13 protein-coding genes, 2 pseudogenes and 2 riboswitches are annotated in these 15,389 nt (G+C 45.3%); of the genes and pseudogenes, 11 read left to right on the top strand and 4 right to left on the bottom strand.

Annotated elements, in window-relative coordinates:
- Positions 1-53: 53 nt before the first annotated feature.
- The 4 genes and pseudogenes from kdpC to K3F53_RS19935 all read right to left on the bottom strand — a co-directional run bounded on the left by kdpC (position 54) and on the right by K3F53_RS19935 (position 4,507).
- Positions 54-623 (bottom strand): potassium-transporting ATPase subunit KdpC, encoded by a 570-nt coding sequence (kdpC, locus tag K3F53_RS12660; protein ID WP_236781979.1) that lies wholly within the window; start codon positions 621-623, stop codon positions 54-56.
- Positions 624-644: 21 nt separating this feature from the next.
- Positions 645-2,682 (bottom strand): annotated as a pseudogene (gene kdpB, locus K3F53_RS12655) (potassium-transporting ATPase subunit KdpB).
- A 43-nt stretch (positions 2,683-2,725) separates the two neighbouring features.
- Positions 2,726-4,393: a potassium-transporting ATPase subunit KdpA gene (gene kdpA, locus K3F53_RS12650; RefSeq protein ID WP_220560940.1), complete on the bottom strand. Its 1,668-nt coding sequence runs from the start codon at positions 4,391-4,393 to the stop codon at positions 2,726-2,728.
- 51 nt (positions 4,394-4,444) lie between these two features.
- Positions 4,445-4,507 (bottom strand): potassium-transporting ATPase subunit F, encoded by a 63-nt coding sequence (locus K3F53_RS19935; RefSeq protein WP_408863346.1) that lies wholly within the window; start codon positions 4,505-4,507, stop codon positions 4,445-4,447.
- Between the two features lie 518 nt (positions 4,508-5,025).
- Positions 5,026-5,171: riboswitch (cyclic di-AMP (ydaO/yuaA leader) on the bottom strand.
- Positions 5,172-5,592: 421 nt separating this feature from the next.
- Positions 5,593-5,750, top strand: a riboswitch (cyclic di-AMP (ydaO/yuaA leader).
- 119 nt (positions 5,751-5,869) lie between these two features.
- Between K3F53_RS19935 and K3F53_RS12640 the strand changes: the two genes are divergently transcribed.
- The 11 genes and pseudogenes from K3F53_RS12640 to K3F53_RS12590 all read left to right on the top strand — a co-directional run bounded on the left by K3F53_RS12640 (position 5,870) and on the right by K3F53_RS12590 (position 15,389).
- Positions 5,870-6,250, top strand: a complete 381-nt coding sequence (locus K3F53_RS12640; RefSeq protein WP_091261134.1) for a Na-translocating system protein MpsC family protein — start codon at positions 5,870-5,872, stop codon at positions 6,248-6,250.
- A 48-nt stretch (positions 6,251-6,298) separates the two neighbouring features.
- Positions 6,299-7,645, top strand: coding sequence for a sigma-54 interaction domain-containing protein (locus tag K3F53_RS12635; RefSeq protein ID WP_220559023.1), 1,347 nt, complete (start codon positions 6,299-6,301; stop codon positions 7,643-7,645).
- Between the two features lie 362 nt (positions 7,646-8,007).
- A complete protein-coding gene (gene pdhA, locus K3F53_RS12630) occupies positions 8,008-9,063 on the top strand; it encodes a pyruvate dehydrogenase (acetyl-transferring) E1 component subunit alpha (RefSeq protein WP_057900266.1) in 1,056 nt (351 codons plus the stop codon).
- Positions 9,063-10,046 (top strand): alpha-ketoacid dehydrogenase subunit beta, encoded by a 984-nt coding sequence (locus K3F53_RS12625; protein ID WP_057900267.1) that lies wholly within the window; start codon positions 9,063-9,065, stop codon positions 10,044-10,046. Before pdhA ends, K3F53_RS12625 begins: the two co-directional genes overlap by 1 nt.
- A gap of 26 nt (positions 10,047-10,072) precedes the next feature.
- Positions 10,073-11,344, top strand: coding sequence for a dihydrolipoamide acetyltransferase family protein (locus tag K3F53_RS12620; protein WP_057898229.1), 1,272 nt, complete (start codon positions 10,073-10,075; stop codon positions 11,342-11,344).
- On the top strand, positions 11,345-12,775 hold the full coding sequence (gene lpdA, locus K3F53_RS12615; protein ID WP_057898230.1) for a dihydrolipoyl dehydrogenase: 1,431 nt from the start codon (positions 11,345-11,347) through the stop codon (positions 12,773-12,775).
- Between the two features lie 116 nt (positions 12,776-12,891).
- On the top strand, positions 12,892-13,383 hold the full coding sequence (locus K3F53_RS12610; protein ID WP_057898231.1) for a YajQ family cyclic di-GMP-binding protein: 492 nt from the start codon (positions 12,892-12,894) through the stop codon (positions 13,381-13,383).
- Between the two features lie 113 nt (positions 13,384-13,496).
- Positions 13,497-13,679, top strand: a pseudogene (locus tag K3F53_RS12605) (spore photoproduct lyase family protein); the annotation flags it as partial.
- The gene (locus K3F53_RS12600) at positions 13,603-13,797 is read left to right on the top strand and encodes a spore photoproduct lyase family protein (RefSeq protein WP_057898232.1); all 195 of its coding nucleotides are present in this window, start codon (positions 13,603-13,605) and stop codon (positions 13,795-13,797) included. The pseudogene K3F53_RS12605 and the gene K3F53_RS12600, both read left to right, overlap by 77 nt.
- Positions 13,798-13,912: 115 nt before the next feature.
- Complete coding sequence (gene mntR, locus K3F53_RS12595; protein WP_057898233.1) at positions 13,913-14,347, top strand: transcriptional regulator MntR; 435 nt, start codon at positions 13,913-13,915, stop codon at positions 14,345-14,347.
- 136 nt (positions 14,348-14,483) lie between these two features.
- The gene (locus K3F53_RS12590) at positions 14,484-15,389 is read left to right on the top strand and encodes a patatin-like phospholipase family protein (RefSeq protein ID WP_057898234.1); all 906 of its coding nucleotides are present in this window, start codon (positions 14,484-14,486) and stop codon (positions 15,387-15,389) included.

Below are 15,389 nucleotides of genomic sequence, written 5' to 3'. Positions count from 1 at the left end.
ATAAAAACCTCCAAAAGCCGCTTCTAGATTAGTAGAGGCGGCTTTGTTGTAAGTTATTTGCTTTGTGCAAGTAAATCTCGATTTAACTCGAATACATTGACGCGGGGTTCTCCAAATATACCAAGCTGCCGCCCTTTCGTATGCTTGTCGATCAAGGAAAGCAGCAGCTGTTCGCTTAACCCGGTTGCTTTGGCGATGCGTGGTACTTGTGCTTTCGCAGCTTCCGGTGATAGGTCAGGATCAAAACCTGAACCAGACGTTGTTACAAGATCAGCAGGGATTTTATTCTGCAGAGAAGGATTTTCTTTTTTTATTGCATCTACCGTTTCCTTCATGCTTTTTATATAATCTGGAGAAGCTACGGCTGCATTCGTTGCAGCGGAAGCGGTCGGATCGTATTCAGCGGCAGAAGCGCGTGGATGAAACAGCTTAGGTGATGTAAAAGCTTGCGCTAACAATACAGAGCCTTTAACTTTTCCATTATCTTCAACTAAACTCCCCTGCGCTTGGAAGGGAAAAAGAATCTGTGCAACTTCTGTTGTAAGTAAGGGATACAGGAGGCCGCAGACAATCATGAAGAGAATGGAAGCTCGTATGGCAGTATATAACGATTTCATCATCATTCCTCCTTGTCTTTGTTTAAATTACATAAGTCCGGCGATCATCATATCAATGACTTTAATACCGATAAAGGGCGCGACCATACCGCCAAGACCATAGACCAATAAGTTTCGACGCAGCAATCGGTTAGCATCCATCGCTTTATACTTCGCACCTTTCATCGCCACCGGAATCAGCAGGGGAATAATAATAGCGTTGAAGATGAGCGCCGACAGGATTGCGGATTGCGGCGAGGTGAGTCGCATAATGTTGAGTGCCTGCAACTGCGGCAGAGCCACGATGAACAATGCTGGAATAATCGCGAAATATTTAGCGATATCGTTGGCAATGGAAAATGTTGTGAGCGAGCCGCGTGTAATCAGCAGTTGTTTTCCGATTGCGATCACGGAAAGAAGCTTTGTCGGATCGGAATCCAGGTCAATCATATTCGCCGCTTCTTTCGCAGCCATCGTACCTGAATTCATGGCAAGACCAACATCAGCCTGGGCGAGAGCAGGAGCATCGTTTGTGCCATCTCCGGTCATGGCAACCAGCTTGCCCTGTGCCTGTTCACGCTTGATCGCCTCGATTTTATCTTCCGGCTTGGCTTCAGCGATGAATTCATCTACCCCGGCTTCCTGGGCAATCGTCGCAGCTGTGAGCGGGTTATCACCCGTACACATAACGGTTTTAATCCCCATCGCCCGCAGTTCAGCAAACCGTTCCTTTAAGCCTGGTTTTACCGTATCTTTTAAATAGATAAGACCATAGATGCGATTGTTAATGGACACGGCAAGCGGTGTTCCGCCCGCCTTGGCGATTTGGTTTGCTTTTTCTTCTAAATCATTCGGAATCGAGCCGTTGGCTGTTATAACAAACGCTTTAATCGCATCCACCGCCCCTTTGCGAATCTTTGTGCCGTTGCTTACGTTTAAGCCAGACATCCGGCTTTCTGCGGTAAATTCAATAATCTCTGCATCTGCATATTCATTTTCTGGCCACGTAACACCAAGCTTATTTGCTAACTCTACAACAGAACGTCCTTCCGGGGTTTCGTCTTTAACGGAGGATTGTAGAGCTGCCAGGCGTTATATCTTTTTGCGATACACCGTCTACAGGGATAAACTCGGCTGCCATACGGTTACCAAAGGTAATCGTTCCTGTTTTATCAAGAATCATCGTATCAATATCGCCGGCTGCCTCGACCGCTTTGCCTGACATCGCCAGCACGTTAAACTGGGTAACACGGTTCATTCCGGCGATTCCAATTGCGGAAAGCAGTCCGCCAATTGTTGTTGGAATCAGGCAAACTAGAAGTGCAATTAATGTTGCGGTATCCAGCTTAATGTGCAGGTAGTTAGCCAGCGGTACAATCGTTATGATAACGAATAAGAAAATGAGCGTTAGTACGGTCAGGAGGGTAGTCAAAGCGATTTCGTTCGGTGTTTTTTGACGTGTTGCCCCTTCAACAAGAGAAATCATGCGGTCAAGGAATGACTCCCCCGGGTCAGTCGTTACTTTTACAATGATATAATCGGAGACTACGCGCGTCCCTCCGGTAACCGAAGAAAAGTCACCGCCTGCTTCTTTAATTACTGGGGCAGATTCTCCTGTAATGGCTGATTCATCAACGGAAGCGAGGCCTTCGATAATTTCACCGTCAGATGGAATAAGCTCCCCTGCGTCAACGCGGACAATATCACCCTTACGCAGCTGGGTGGATGATACCTCTTTAATCGAACCGTCTTTTTGCAAGAGTTTAGCTATTGTATCAGATTTTGTTTTTCGCAACGTATTAGCCTGAGCCTTGCCGCGTCCTTCTGCAAGTGCCTCAGCAAAGTTGGCGAACAGGACGGTAAACAAAAGAGTCAGAAAGACCGTAACATTGTATCCACGGCTTACGGTGCTCGGACCGAATGCATCTGGCACCACACATAAAACAAAAGTAATGAATGTCCCGATTTCAACAATAAACATGACGGGATTTTTGATCATCATGACAGGATTTAATTTTTTAAAAGAGTCGATAACGGCTTGAGTGCTCATTTCTTTGCTGAGCGTCTTTTTCTGCTTGATAGCCATACAACATCCTCCTCATTTATAGTCAAACGGACAAAAGGTTCCTTTACATCCCCAGATGTTCGGCGATAGGGCCGAGCGCCAGAGCAGGGAAGAAAGTTAGCGCGCCAATGATCAGAATCATCATTAGCAGAATGACGGTAAACAGCGGCGTATCAGTACGGAAAGTTCCGACAGAGGCAGCGACTCTCGACTTGGTTGCCAGCGAGCCAGCGATAGCAAGCATAGCGATAATGGAGATGTAGCGGCCGAACAGCATGACAAGTCCGATTGATATATTATAAAAATTTGTGTTTGCTGTAAGACCGGCAAAAGCAGACCCATTGTTCGCTGCGCCGGATGTAAAAGCGTATAGCACTTCAGAAATACCGTGCGAACCCGGATTTAGGATAGATGCCATGGATTCTGGACGCAGGAAGGCAAGTGCAGTTGGCACCAGGATAAGAATCGGATGGATCAGAAGGGCAATGGAGGCCAGCTTCATCTCCTTTGCTTCAATTTTTCTTCCAATAAATTCCGGCGTCCTACCAACCATTAAGCCGCAGATAAATACACTTAAAATGACATAGAGCAGGCCATTTAATAAACCGACACCTTTACCGCCGAATACGTTGTTGAGCATCATTTCTGCGAGCGGAACAAAACCACCTAACGGAGTCAATGAATCATGCATATTGTTAACCGAGCCGGTGGTAGCAGCTGTCGTTACCGCTGTAAATAATGCAGATTCAAAAAAGCCAAAGCGAACTTCTTTTCCTTCCATGTTGCCGTGAATGCCCATTGCATGTAACGCTGGCGTTCCTTTATATTCCTGAAAGAGTACAGTGCCGAGCATAATGAGGAAAATAACGCTCATCGCTGCAAAGACACTCCAGCCCTGACGTTTGTTTTTAATCATCACGCCAAATGCATAAATAAGCGAAGTGGGCAGAAGCAGCATAAATAAAATGTGCAGAAGGTTTGTCAGCGGTGTCGGGTTCTCAAACGGGTGCGCTGCGTTTGTTCCGAAATAACCACCGCCGTTTGTACCTAAGTGTTTGATTGATTCCAGAGAAGCTACCGGCCCTCTGGTAATCACCTGATTTGCCCCTTCCAGCGTTGTCGCGGTCACTGCACCATGTAACGTCTGCGGTACGCCTTGAAAGACAAGAAAGAGCGCGGCGATGAAAGAAAGCGGTAGGAGTACACGGGTTATTAGACGGACAAGGTCAACATAGAAGTTACCCAGTTCATTTTTATTGCCAGATATACCGCGAATAAAAGCGATAGCTACTGCAAATCCTGTTGCGCTAGATGTGAACATCGGAAATGTGATGGCCAGCATTTGGGAGAGATAGGACAGTCCGCTTTCTCCGCTGTAGGCCTGCCAGTTGGTATTCGTAATAAAAGATGCTGCTGTATTAAAAGCCAGTGCGCTTGGCATATTATCAATACCATCCGGATTGAACGGCAGATATTTTTGGAGACGTAGTACAGCGTATATGAGTATCATCATAACGAAGTTAGAGAATAGCACAGCGGTCACATACTGTTTCGAGTCCATGGATTGTTCTTCATGCACACCCATTATCCGATAAAATAAACGTTCAACCGGCCCAAATACACGATCCAGTCTGGTTTTTTCATAGCTAAATACGTTAACCAGATAGCTTCCTACCGGTTTGATTAATAGTAATGCAATCAATAGAGTGACAGCTACTTGTATAATTCCTATACTCATTTTCGTTCCTCCTCGTCATCGACATTGGTAGCATTAGAGGTAGCATTAGAATTTTTCGGGTCTCATAAGGACGAAAATTAAATAAACAATAGCAAGGAATGCAATCATGCTAAGTGCAACCATCGATCAATCACCTCCTTATGCTCGATCGCAAAACCAGGCAAATCCCCAAAAAATCAGGAATGATACTACAAATAGAGCGATAGTGATGACATCATGAAACATTCCTCCATCCTCCTTTTTTGGATATCGCGTAGTTTTTTCTAAAAAAAAAAATAGACCGATGCATACCTCTTCTCCGTTTGAAACGCATGATGAAAGAAAACCGGGTGTAATAGACGCCAGTACACCAGAACTTTTTCATTCCATTAGAGGCAACGGATAAAAAAGTTCCCATGTAAGTCCGGTTTATCATGCGATTCACTGCTGGAGAAAAAGCACGATCGGTCTACCTAATGCCTGCCCATCCCTTCTGGTTGGACTTGCATTCTGTCTCCCTGTTCTTTTTCTTGAAACAGTGTTATTTGATTTTTTCAAAAATAAAAAGACCTGCAAAATATAAGAGCGGCTCATTTTACTGGCGGTAAAGCACAATAAAAAAAGACTGCTCAAATAGGCGGTCTCAAGACCTCCTTCGCTTTAGCCGACGAAGTTAGCTGACGGGTAGGATGGCGAAAGAGCGATTCTCATCCCTCCTTACAAAAGTAAGGATTAACCCCAAATACGTGGGTCCTCCGCTTCCGGATGCTCCGGAATTAGGCCGAATTTGCAATTGTTTTATGTGAATCATTATAAGAGGACTGAAACAAAAAACAAAACCCAAAATTTAAACAAAAAATAGCTAAATTACGTTTTGTTAAAATAATAAAATGATAAAATCATTTATATTCTTACTATATCTCCTTATTTTTTACGATTTCTTCGTATTATCTGTTTTTTTTATGTTGAAGCAGGGCCATGCAAGAAAAATATTTTTATTTTATGCAGTGGAGCAAACAAAAGAAAAAGAGTAAAAAAAAGAGAATATAGAAGAAAAGTAAAAGTTTTTTTGAAAAAAATTTAGATTTTCTTCGCTTTATAAATGCTAATCCTTCTTTACAAAAAGTGAACAGCACACATAATATAAATCCATCCCATTGATGTATTTTGAAATGATGGCAATCGAAGTGCTGATAAAAAGTAAATATTCACATCCAACCTGATCGCTGAGTCCCAAATAGGGAACGGGGGAACCAACCGCGGTATTCAAAATTATAAGCCGCACGGGGTGAATCTTGAATAGCAAATTCAAGTAGGGCGACTCTCACGCCCGAATCCGTCAGCTAACCTCGTAAGCGTGTCGAGAGGAGGAACGTTGTCTTGCTATCGTGACAGCTTTGTTTGTAGTGCGAAAAACCGGAAGAAGACATCCTCTTCTTTCGGTTTTTTTTATGAAGAAAAACAGGTAGAAAAAAAAGGGGGGACGTTGTTATGGGACAATCATCAAAAAACAGGATGGAAGCAACGATCAGTGAAGCGTATATCAAATTTTTACGGGAGATTCTCGGCAGAGGACCAAGAGAAACGAAGACATATATTATTAAAGATATGGTGATTGTACGTTTAAAAGAGGTGCTGACCCAGGAAGAAAAGACGCTGGTGAAAATTGAGCGAGGGAAGCCGCTGGTTAAGGAGATGCGGCGTATTTTGCGTGAGTCACACAGCGTGGAAACGGAGGAGATGATTTCACGTATTACCGGTTGTCAGGTGATTTCAAGCCACAGTGATATAAGTACTAAACTTGGGGAGCAGGTGGAATTGTTTATTTTAGATTGTGATTTAGAGAAAATTCTAAAAGTAGATGTAAAATAAAAATTTTGAGACATTTTGCACCGAGAATAAAACAGGAAGGTGATCGCTTTGAACGTAAAAAATTTTATTGATGAGGGCGGCGCTATTATGAACCTCTTCCATGAAGGGGTCGTTATCGTTGATCAGCGGGGAACAGTTTTATATGTAAATGAAGCATGCTCGCGAATCACAGGAATCCCAAAACAGGAGCTCATTGGGCAATATGTAAAAGATGTCGTTTCTGATACAAATATTTTAAAAGTCTTACAGTCTGGTTACCCGGCGCTGGATATTCCAGCGCGTGCAGGAGACAGCGTCGTTATTTCAAATATTGTGCCTATCTATGACGAAACGCAACAGCTTCTGGGAGCTGTATCGATCTTCCGCGATCTAACCGAAATATTGCGGCTGAATCACAGATTGTCAGAAGCGGAAAATACGATAAAAGATCTCCAGCAAAAGTTATCGCTTGCCGATTTAGCTGACGGGAATGATATGCTGATCGGAAATAGTCCTGCCATGAAAAAAATTGTGGAAATTTCTTTAAAAGCAGCGCGGGTTGACTCCACGATCATGATTGAAGGGGAAAGCGGAACCGGAAAAGAAATGCTGGCCCGTTTTATTCATAACCATAGCGAGAGAGCGAAACAGCCATTCGTTGCTGTAAATTGTGCTTCCATTCCGGAAACTTTGTTGGAAAGTGAATTATTTGGCTATGAAGAGGGCGCTTTTTCCGGTGCAAGGCGGGGAGGAAAACAGGGAATGTTTGAACTCGCGGATGGGGGGACATTGTTTCTGGATGAATTGGAGGATTTAACTCCATCTGTTCAGGCCAAGCTTCTTCGGGTGCTTCAATTTAAGGAATTAATTAGAGTAGGCGGAACGAAAACGAAAAAAGTAGATGTACGTATTATAGGAGCCAGCAATCAAAGCCTGGAAAAACTGGTCAAGGAAAAGAAATTTCGTGAGGATCTTTATTATCGTCTGAATGTCGTACGGGTAGAAATTCCTGCTTTGCGCGAAAGGAAAGAGGATATTCCGTTGTTTGTTCATCATATTTTAAAGAAGATGAGACATAAGTTGAACAAAACGGTTAAAAAGGTACATCCAGATGTTATCCGGCATTTGCTTGCTTACCCGTTTCCCGGGAATGTCCGCGAGCTGGAAAATATTCTGGAACTCGCCATTATTATGGATGACAATCAAGTCCTCGATTTGGCTGATTTGCCAGAGCATATTGCTTCCGCGTCATCCGATTCTTCCCCAACCATTCAACTCCCTACTTTGAGAGAAATGGAAATGTCTTTAATAAAAGAGGCAGTAAGCAAATGCAAAAACAAAGCGGAAGCTGCCCAAATGTTAGGAATATCACGGGCTACTTTATACAGAAAAATGGAAGCATATGGTATCTCATGATAAATTTATGTATCATTTTTAAACAAAAATAAGAGATGCTCACTTTGTTTTCTCATTTTGATACATAAAGAAAAACAAAATGTATCATTATTTTACATTTAATCTGATATGAAATCTGAAAATATTGAAAACATAACCTCTTCTTCTTGGTATACTTCTTGCTAATTAAAGAAAGTATCATGACTTCTTCTCTACTCTTGAACGATAATAGGATGTCAATGTATCCAATGGAATGTATACAGTTGTCATCACATTTTATGAAGGGAGAGGTAAAAATGTCGGTAAGCATAAATGGATTACCGGAGCAGGCTGGCAAATTGAAAGCGAATACACCGGTACCGGGCGAGGAAAATACGGCGGAGATGTACCAGGTTTTAACTCCTGAAGGGGAGCTTCGCGAAAGTATCGAAGGAAAAATTGATGAAGCGCTTATGCTTAGGATGTATAAGAATATGCTGCGTGTTAGAATGTTTGACCGGAAGTCCATCATCTTACAAAGACAAGGTAGGATGGGAACCTATGCGCCTTTTGAAGGTCAGGAAGCATCTCAGGTAGGAAGTGCGATGGCTTTATCGCCTCACGATTGGTTGTTTCCGACATATCGCGATCACGCGGCAGCGATTACCCATGGCCAGATGATGTTTCGCGTCTTCTTATATTGGATGGGGCATATGGAAGGTTCCATAAGTCCGGAAGGGAAAAAGATTATGCCTCCATGTGTTCCGATCGCTACACAAACGGTACACGCTGTTGGCACGGCTTGGGCCAGCAAGCTGAAAGGCGAACAGAGTGTAAGCATCGCTTATTTGGGGGATGGTGCGACTTCAGAGGGGGACTTCCACGAATCGCTTAACTTTGCCGGCGTATACAAGGTTCCCGTTATTTTCTTCTGTCAAAACAACGGGTATGCGATCAGTGTTCCCTTTGAAAAACAGTCGGCTTCGAAAACGATTGCCCAACGCGCGGATGCCTATGATATGAAAGGCGTGCGCATAGACGGCAACGATATTTTCGCGGTTTGGCTTACTGTAAAGAAAGCGGTTGAAAGGGGAATAAAAGGCGAAGGCCCGACATTAATTGAAGCGATTACCTTCCGCTACGGAGCGCATACTACGGCGGATGATCCAAAGAAATATCGCGCCCAGGAACTTCTTTCCCGGGAATGGCGGGAGAAGCGCGATCCGCTCAAACGTCTTCAATTATTTTTGCAGAAAAAAGGTTTATGGAACGAGATCATGGAAGAGCAATGGCTGAAGGAAATCAATATTCAGATAGATGAGGAGTTAGCAAAGGCGGAGAGCTATCCGAAATCAAAGCCAGGCGATATGTTTACCCATGTTTACGCTGAGATGCCTTGGCATATTCGGGAGCAGCAACAAGAATTGCAAAACATCCTGGATAAGGAAGGGAAGAAATGATGAGCCGAAAACTTACAATTATTCAAGCCATAACGGAAGCGTTGGATCAGAAGCTTGCAGAAGATGAGCGCGTGATGCTTCTTGGCGAGGACATCGGGATCAATGGAGGGGTCTTTCGGGCGACGGAAGGATTAATCGAAAAATACGGCTCCGAGCGCGTTGTTGATACGCCGTTGGCTGAAGCGGGCATTATCGGCTCAGCCATCGGGCTTGCCCTTAACGGTATGATTCCGGTGGCGGAAATACAATTTTTGGCCTTTATTTATCCTGGATTCGAGCAGATTGTTTCCCATGCTGCCCGGATGAGATACCGGACCCGCGGTCAATTCGCTGTGCCTATGGTCATTCGTACGCCTTACGGGGCAGGTATTCGCGGGCCTGAACTGCATTCCGAAAGCGTAGAAACATTTTTTGTGCATACTCCGGGACTTAAAGTTGTTGTTCCTAGCAATCCGTACGATGCGAAAGGGTTGTTGATTTCGGCTATTGAAGACCCGGATCCGGTGATTTTCCTCGAACCTACTAAACTGTATCGTGCCTTTAAAGAAGAGGTGCCGGAAGAAATGTATCGCGTGCCGCTCGGCAAGGCAAGGGTGGTACAGGAGGGCAACGATTTGTCGATTTTTGCTTGGGGAACCATGTTGCGTGAAGCCTTACAGGCTGCGAAACGAATGGAACAGGAAAAAGGTTGGAAGTGTGAAGTCATTGATTTGCGTACCCTTTATCCTTTGGATCGCGATACGATTGTGCAATCGGTACAGAAGACTGGTCGCGCGCTCGTCGTCCATGAAGCGCATAAAACGGCAGGGTTGGGCGCGGAGATTATCTCCATTATTAATGATGAAGCCCTCATTTATTTGAAGGCGCCCGTAAAGCGGGTAACCGGCTTCGATGTACCTGTTCCTCAATTCTGCATTGAAGATGACTACCTTCCAAATGTCGAAAGGGTTAGACAAGGAATTGTGGAAACGGTTTTGTTTTAGCTGAAAGATAAATAGGGGGGAAAAGCATGGTTGAATTTAAGCTTCCTGACGTAGGGGAGGGTATGCATGAAGGAGAAATTTCTAAGTGGTTGGTCAGAGAAGGGGAGCTTGTCACGCGCGATCAACCGGTTGTGGAAGTGCAAACTGATAAAGTAAATGCAGAATTAAGTTCGCCAGTAACAGGCGTTATCAAAAAAATCATGTTTTCTGAAGGAGACATCGTTGAAGTAGGAGCAACTCTTCTCATTATTGAGGAGGAAACAGAAGCTGCAGCACCGCCCGCAGCTGAATCAAAAATGCCAGCTTCTCTTGTCAAAATGAGCGAAAACCATGCCAGTCCGGCAACCGCGACGGTACATCGCGCGTTGGCTACTCCGTATGTGCGTCAGTTGGCAAGGGAAATGAAAATAGATATTGAACAGATCAGGGGAACCGGGCCTGCGGGTCGGGTTACAGAAGAAGATGTACGGCGTTTCGCTCAAGATAAGCAGAACGAAACAGTTGCAACGGTTCCAGAAAATTGGGTTGCCGTTGACGATGTGACTAAAGCGAAGCCTGCTGATAGCGTTAGAAAAGCAGTACCCAAAGAACAAGAAGCGGAGGAGCGGATTCCACTAAAGGGCATCCGTAAGAAAATTGCCGAGCATATGGTGAAATCCGTTACCATTATTCCGCATGTGACCCATATAGATGAATTGGAAATGGATGCGTTAAAGGCATTAAGGGAGCGATTGAAGGATTATGCTGAGGAAAGAGGGATCAAACTGACGTTCCTGCCGTTCTTTATTAAGGCGGTTGTCATTGCTTTAAAGGAGTTTAGAACATTAAATGCTTCGATTGACGACGCCACGAATGAAATTGTTTTAAAGAATTACTATCATATTGGTATTGCTACAGATACGCAGGATGGCCTTCTTGTTCCTGTAATTAAGGATGCGGATCGGAAGACCATTTTCCAGCTGGCCGAGGAAATCCGTGATCTTGCTTCCCGCGCCCGGGAAGGAAAGTTGACTTTGGACGAAATTACCGGTGGTACGTTTACCATCAGCAATGTAGGCCCGATCGGCGGATTGTATGCAACTCCGATTATCAATCATCCGGAAGTCGCCATTTTAGCTTTGCATAAGATGGAACCGCGCATGGTTGTCCGGGATGCAGAAGGTGTTATTCGCATGATGATGAATATATCCTTATCGTTTGATCATCGTCTGATCGATGGTGTTACGGCGGTGAAATTTACGAATCGGATCAGAGAATTGTTAGAAAAACCAGAACGATTATTTGCGGAGATGGTATAAATGGTTGTAGGAGAAGTAGCGGTAGAAACCGATGTTGTCGTCATTGGCGGGGGGCCGGGTGGATATACGGCGGCAATCCGTCTCGGACAATTAGGAAAGTCCGTTGTTCTTATTGAAAAGGATACGTTAGGCGGAGTATGTCTGAACCGCGGCTGTATTCCATCCAAGGCTCTCATTCATACGGCTGGGTACTATCATAAATTGGCCGATTTTGCCAAAATGGGGATTCGGCTTCCAGCAGACAATGTTTCCTTTGATTTACGTACTTGGCAGAATTGGAAGGAAGAGATTGTCATGCAGCTGAACAAGGGGATCGGTCATTTGTGCAAAGAGAATGGTGTCACCGTCGTCAAAGGTCATGCCATTTTTTTGTCGGATGATCGCGTAGGAGTAGAAACCGATGGAGCTTTTGAAACGTATAAGTTTGAGCAGGCGATTATTGCAACCGGTTCCAGGCCGTCTATCCCTTCGTTTCTGAAGGTGGACGGAGCGAACATTCTGGATTCCACAGCGGCTCTGGAGCTGCGCGAAGTTCCGTCCAGCCTATCCATTATCGGCGGCGGTTATATTGGTATCGAATTGGGAATGGCGTTTGCCAAGCTGGGGTGTCAGGTTACGATTATTGAAATGGCGGAGCGGATTCTTCCCCAGGTTGCCGGCAATGTAGCAAAAGAAGTAGCCCGAAAGGCCAAGAAGCTTGGCATAGCCATTAAGACGGCGACACAGGTTGAGCAGGTGACTGTTGATGATGATCGGGTGCATCTCCGTGTTTACTCCGAAAAACACGGTTCTGAAATGATTGTGAGCGAAAAGACGCTGGTCACTATCGGCCGGGTTCCCAATACACAGGGAATCGGTTTGGAACAGGCAGGGGTTATGATAGATGAACGCGGCTATATATCGGTAGATGTAGAGTGCCGGACAAATGTCCGCCACATATTTGCGATCGGCGACGTCACGTTAGGGCCGGCGCTGGCCCACCGGGCTTCCAAGCAAGGCGTGGTAGCTGCAGAGGTAATTGGCGGACTGCCGAGCGCCATGGATTCTCCATTTGTTCCGTACGTCATCTTCTCGGATCCGCAAGTTGCAGGAGTTGGATTGACGCGCGAGGAAGCCGAGCGGCAAGGGCGTAATGTGAAAGTGGGACAGTTCCCTTTCCGGGCCAATGGACGGGCGCTTGCTACCGATGAGCCGGACGGATTCGTGGAAGTGATTGTAGATGCGGAAAGCCATGTATTGTTAGGGATGCATGTGGTTGGTGCCGATGCTTCCAATCTTATCGGGGAGGGCGTACTGGCTCTCGAACTGGCGGCGCGAGTAGAAGATCTGGCCCTGACGATTCATCCACATCCGACCTTGACGGAAGGATGGCTGGAAGCGGCGGAGGCAGCTTTAGGACACGCTATCCATGTTGTGAATAAACTTGTATAAAAAATCCCTTGCGATCGTCTCTTGAAGGGCAGAGAAGAACATTCTCATTCCCATCCGGTTGCAAAATCTGGTACGATAAGACATAGAACCGGAAGTATATAGCAAGGAGGAAGAGAATGAGCAAGGAGAACTCTTTTGATATTGTTTCCAAAGTTGATATGGCAGAGGTAACAAACGCGATAAATCAAGCGATGCGGGAAATCGAGAACCGATATGATTTCAAAGGAAGCAAAAGTCAGATTACTTTGGAAAAGGACGAACTGGTCATTGTCTCGGACGACGAGTTTAAGCTCGGCCAGGTAAAAGATGTGCTGAGCGGCAAGCTGGTCAAGCGTGGCATCTCGCTTAAGAACATTTCCTACGGCAAAATCGAGCCGGCTGCCGGTGGGACGGTGCGTCAGCGCGCCAAGATCGCTCAGGGCATCGACGCAGAAAATGCGAAGAAAATCAATAAGCTGATTAAAGACACCAAACTCAAAGTGAAAAGCCAGATTCAAGACGATCAGTTGCGTGTCTCAGGGAAAAGCAGGGACGATTTGCAGCAGATTATCACCATGCTAAAGGCGGCTGATTTGCCGATCGATTTGCAGTTTGTCAATTTTAGATAACGAGGAGAGCCCTGGCGTTATGGTCAGGGTTTTTCTTATCGCTTCCATTTGTTGCATGCCGGGGGTGAAACCTTTTCTTTTCACATGATTATGTCTCATAATCAGTATGAGGCATTCCTGGTGAGAAGGAATTAGAACAATATCGGAACGCTAAGCGGACGCTTGTTGTCGGTGTGCGCAAAGCGTTGAAATTGGATACGTCCAAGCTGGCTGCCGAGTATGCGATCCCACTTTCCACGGGCTGCAAGGGTCATTGCCATTACTGCTATTTGCAGACAACAATGGGAAACAAGCCAAGCCGTATATCCGCTTGGATTGATTATTGCACCGCTGTACCGATTTGCCGGCTGGAAAGAAGGATATCGCGATTTGCTGGAACAACTTGAGGCAACGCTCGCCTATTGTTTTCCATAGGAAAAAATTGAGTATTTTACCTGAATTTCTTGCATTTCTTTTTTAAAGTAAGGTATTATAAAAGAATAGCGAGCTGAATGTTCGGATGAGAAGTGTGTAAGGATGGGGGAACGGAATGGCAACGCCAAGCATGGAAGATTATTTAGAACGAATTTACACTCTAATTGAAGAAAAGGGATATGCGCGCGTTTCCGATATTGCGGAAGCGCTTAACGTTCATCCATCTTCAGTTACGAAAATGGTGCAAAAATTGGATAAGAGCCAGTATTTGATATACGAGAAATACCGGGGCCTTGTGTTGACGAGCAAAGGTAAAAAAATGGGCAAACGCCTTGTGGATCGGCACACGTTACTTGAAGATTTTTTGCGCCTTATTGGTGTTTCGGAAGACGTTATTTTCGAAGATGTGGAAGGCATCGAACATCATTTAAGCTGGGATTCGATTACTTGCATTGAATGTCTTGTACAGTACTTCCAGAAAAATCCTGAGCGCATCGAAGACCTTCGTAAATTCCGCGAAGCCCAGAACGATGAAGAAGGAATAGAATAGTATATATACCTTATGGAAAGGAGCGGTTGGAATGGCTGCTCCTTATTTCTTTATTGTTTAGAAACTTATTTTTCCGATTCTGAAACCTGGCCCGCTGGAGTACATTTAACATGAAAAGAGTTGAGGAGGAGAGACCGTGAAAAAAGTTGACGCGGTGTTTGAGGGGGGCGGGGTTAAAGGGATCGCTTTTGTAGGTGCGATCGCGGAATTTGAGCGGCAGGGATTCAGCTGGCATAGAGTGGCGGGAACTTCGGCGGGTGCTATGATTGCCACCTTGCTTGCAGCGGGATACCGGGCCGCTGAACTGGGCGAATTAATGCGTGGATTCGATTATATGGCGCTGCAAAAAAAGCAAGGTGTGGGGAGGTTGCCACTGATCGGGCCATGGCTGAATCTTTGGATAAAGAAAGGCATTTATACGGGGGATTATTTATATAACTGGATGAAAGATTGCCTTGCTAACAAAAATATCTACACATTTGCTGATTTGCCGACGGGAATGCTCAAAGTCATTGCTTCTGACATTACGAACGGAAGTTTGCTTGTGTTACCGGATGATGCAGGAAAAATCGGGCTTGATCCTTGTTCGCTTCCGGTGGCGCTCGCTGTACGCATGAGCGCAAGCATTCCTTTTTATTTTGAGCCGGTTATTGTCAGAAATAAGAGTGTGTCGATCTATGTGGTGGACGGGGGGATTTTAAGCCGATTCCCGCTCTGGCTGTTTGAAGAAAACAGCCAGTCCGCTTATCCGACGATCGGATTTCGTCTCTCGGCCAGTTACGAGGTGAAGTCGTATAAAATTAATGGGTTGCCTGAATACATGCACGCCATGCTCCGGACGATGATGCAGGCGCACGACCAGCGCTATGTGGAGAAGCAACACGCCGCGCGTACCGTTTTTATTCCGACCGAAGGTATATCGGCGGTCAAATTTGATTTAACCGAACAAGAGCGGGAATGGCTCTACCAATCGGGGAAACAAGCGGCGAAGCAATTCATGGTTCGCCTGCCGTCTTTGCGCATCAAAAGAAAAACCTCTTGA

The organism is Aneurinibacillus thermoaerophilus (assembly GCF_019603355.1).
Taxonomy (GTDB): Bacteria; Bacillota; Bacilli; order Aneurinibacillales; family Aneurinibacillaceae; genus Aneurinibacillus; species Aneurinibacillus thermoaerophilus.
The sequence above is the reverse complement of the archived record's forward strand: the minus strand, read 5'-3'. Positions and strand labels throughout refer to the sequence as shown.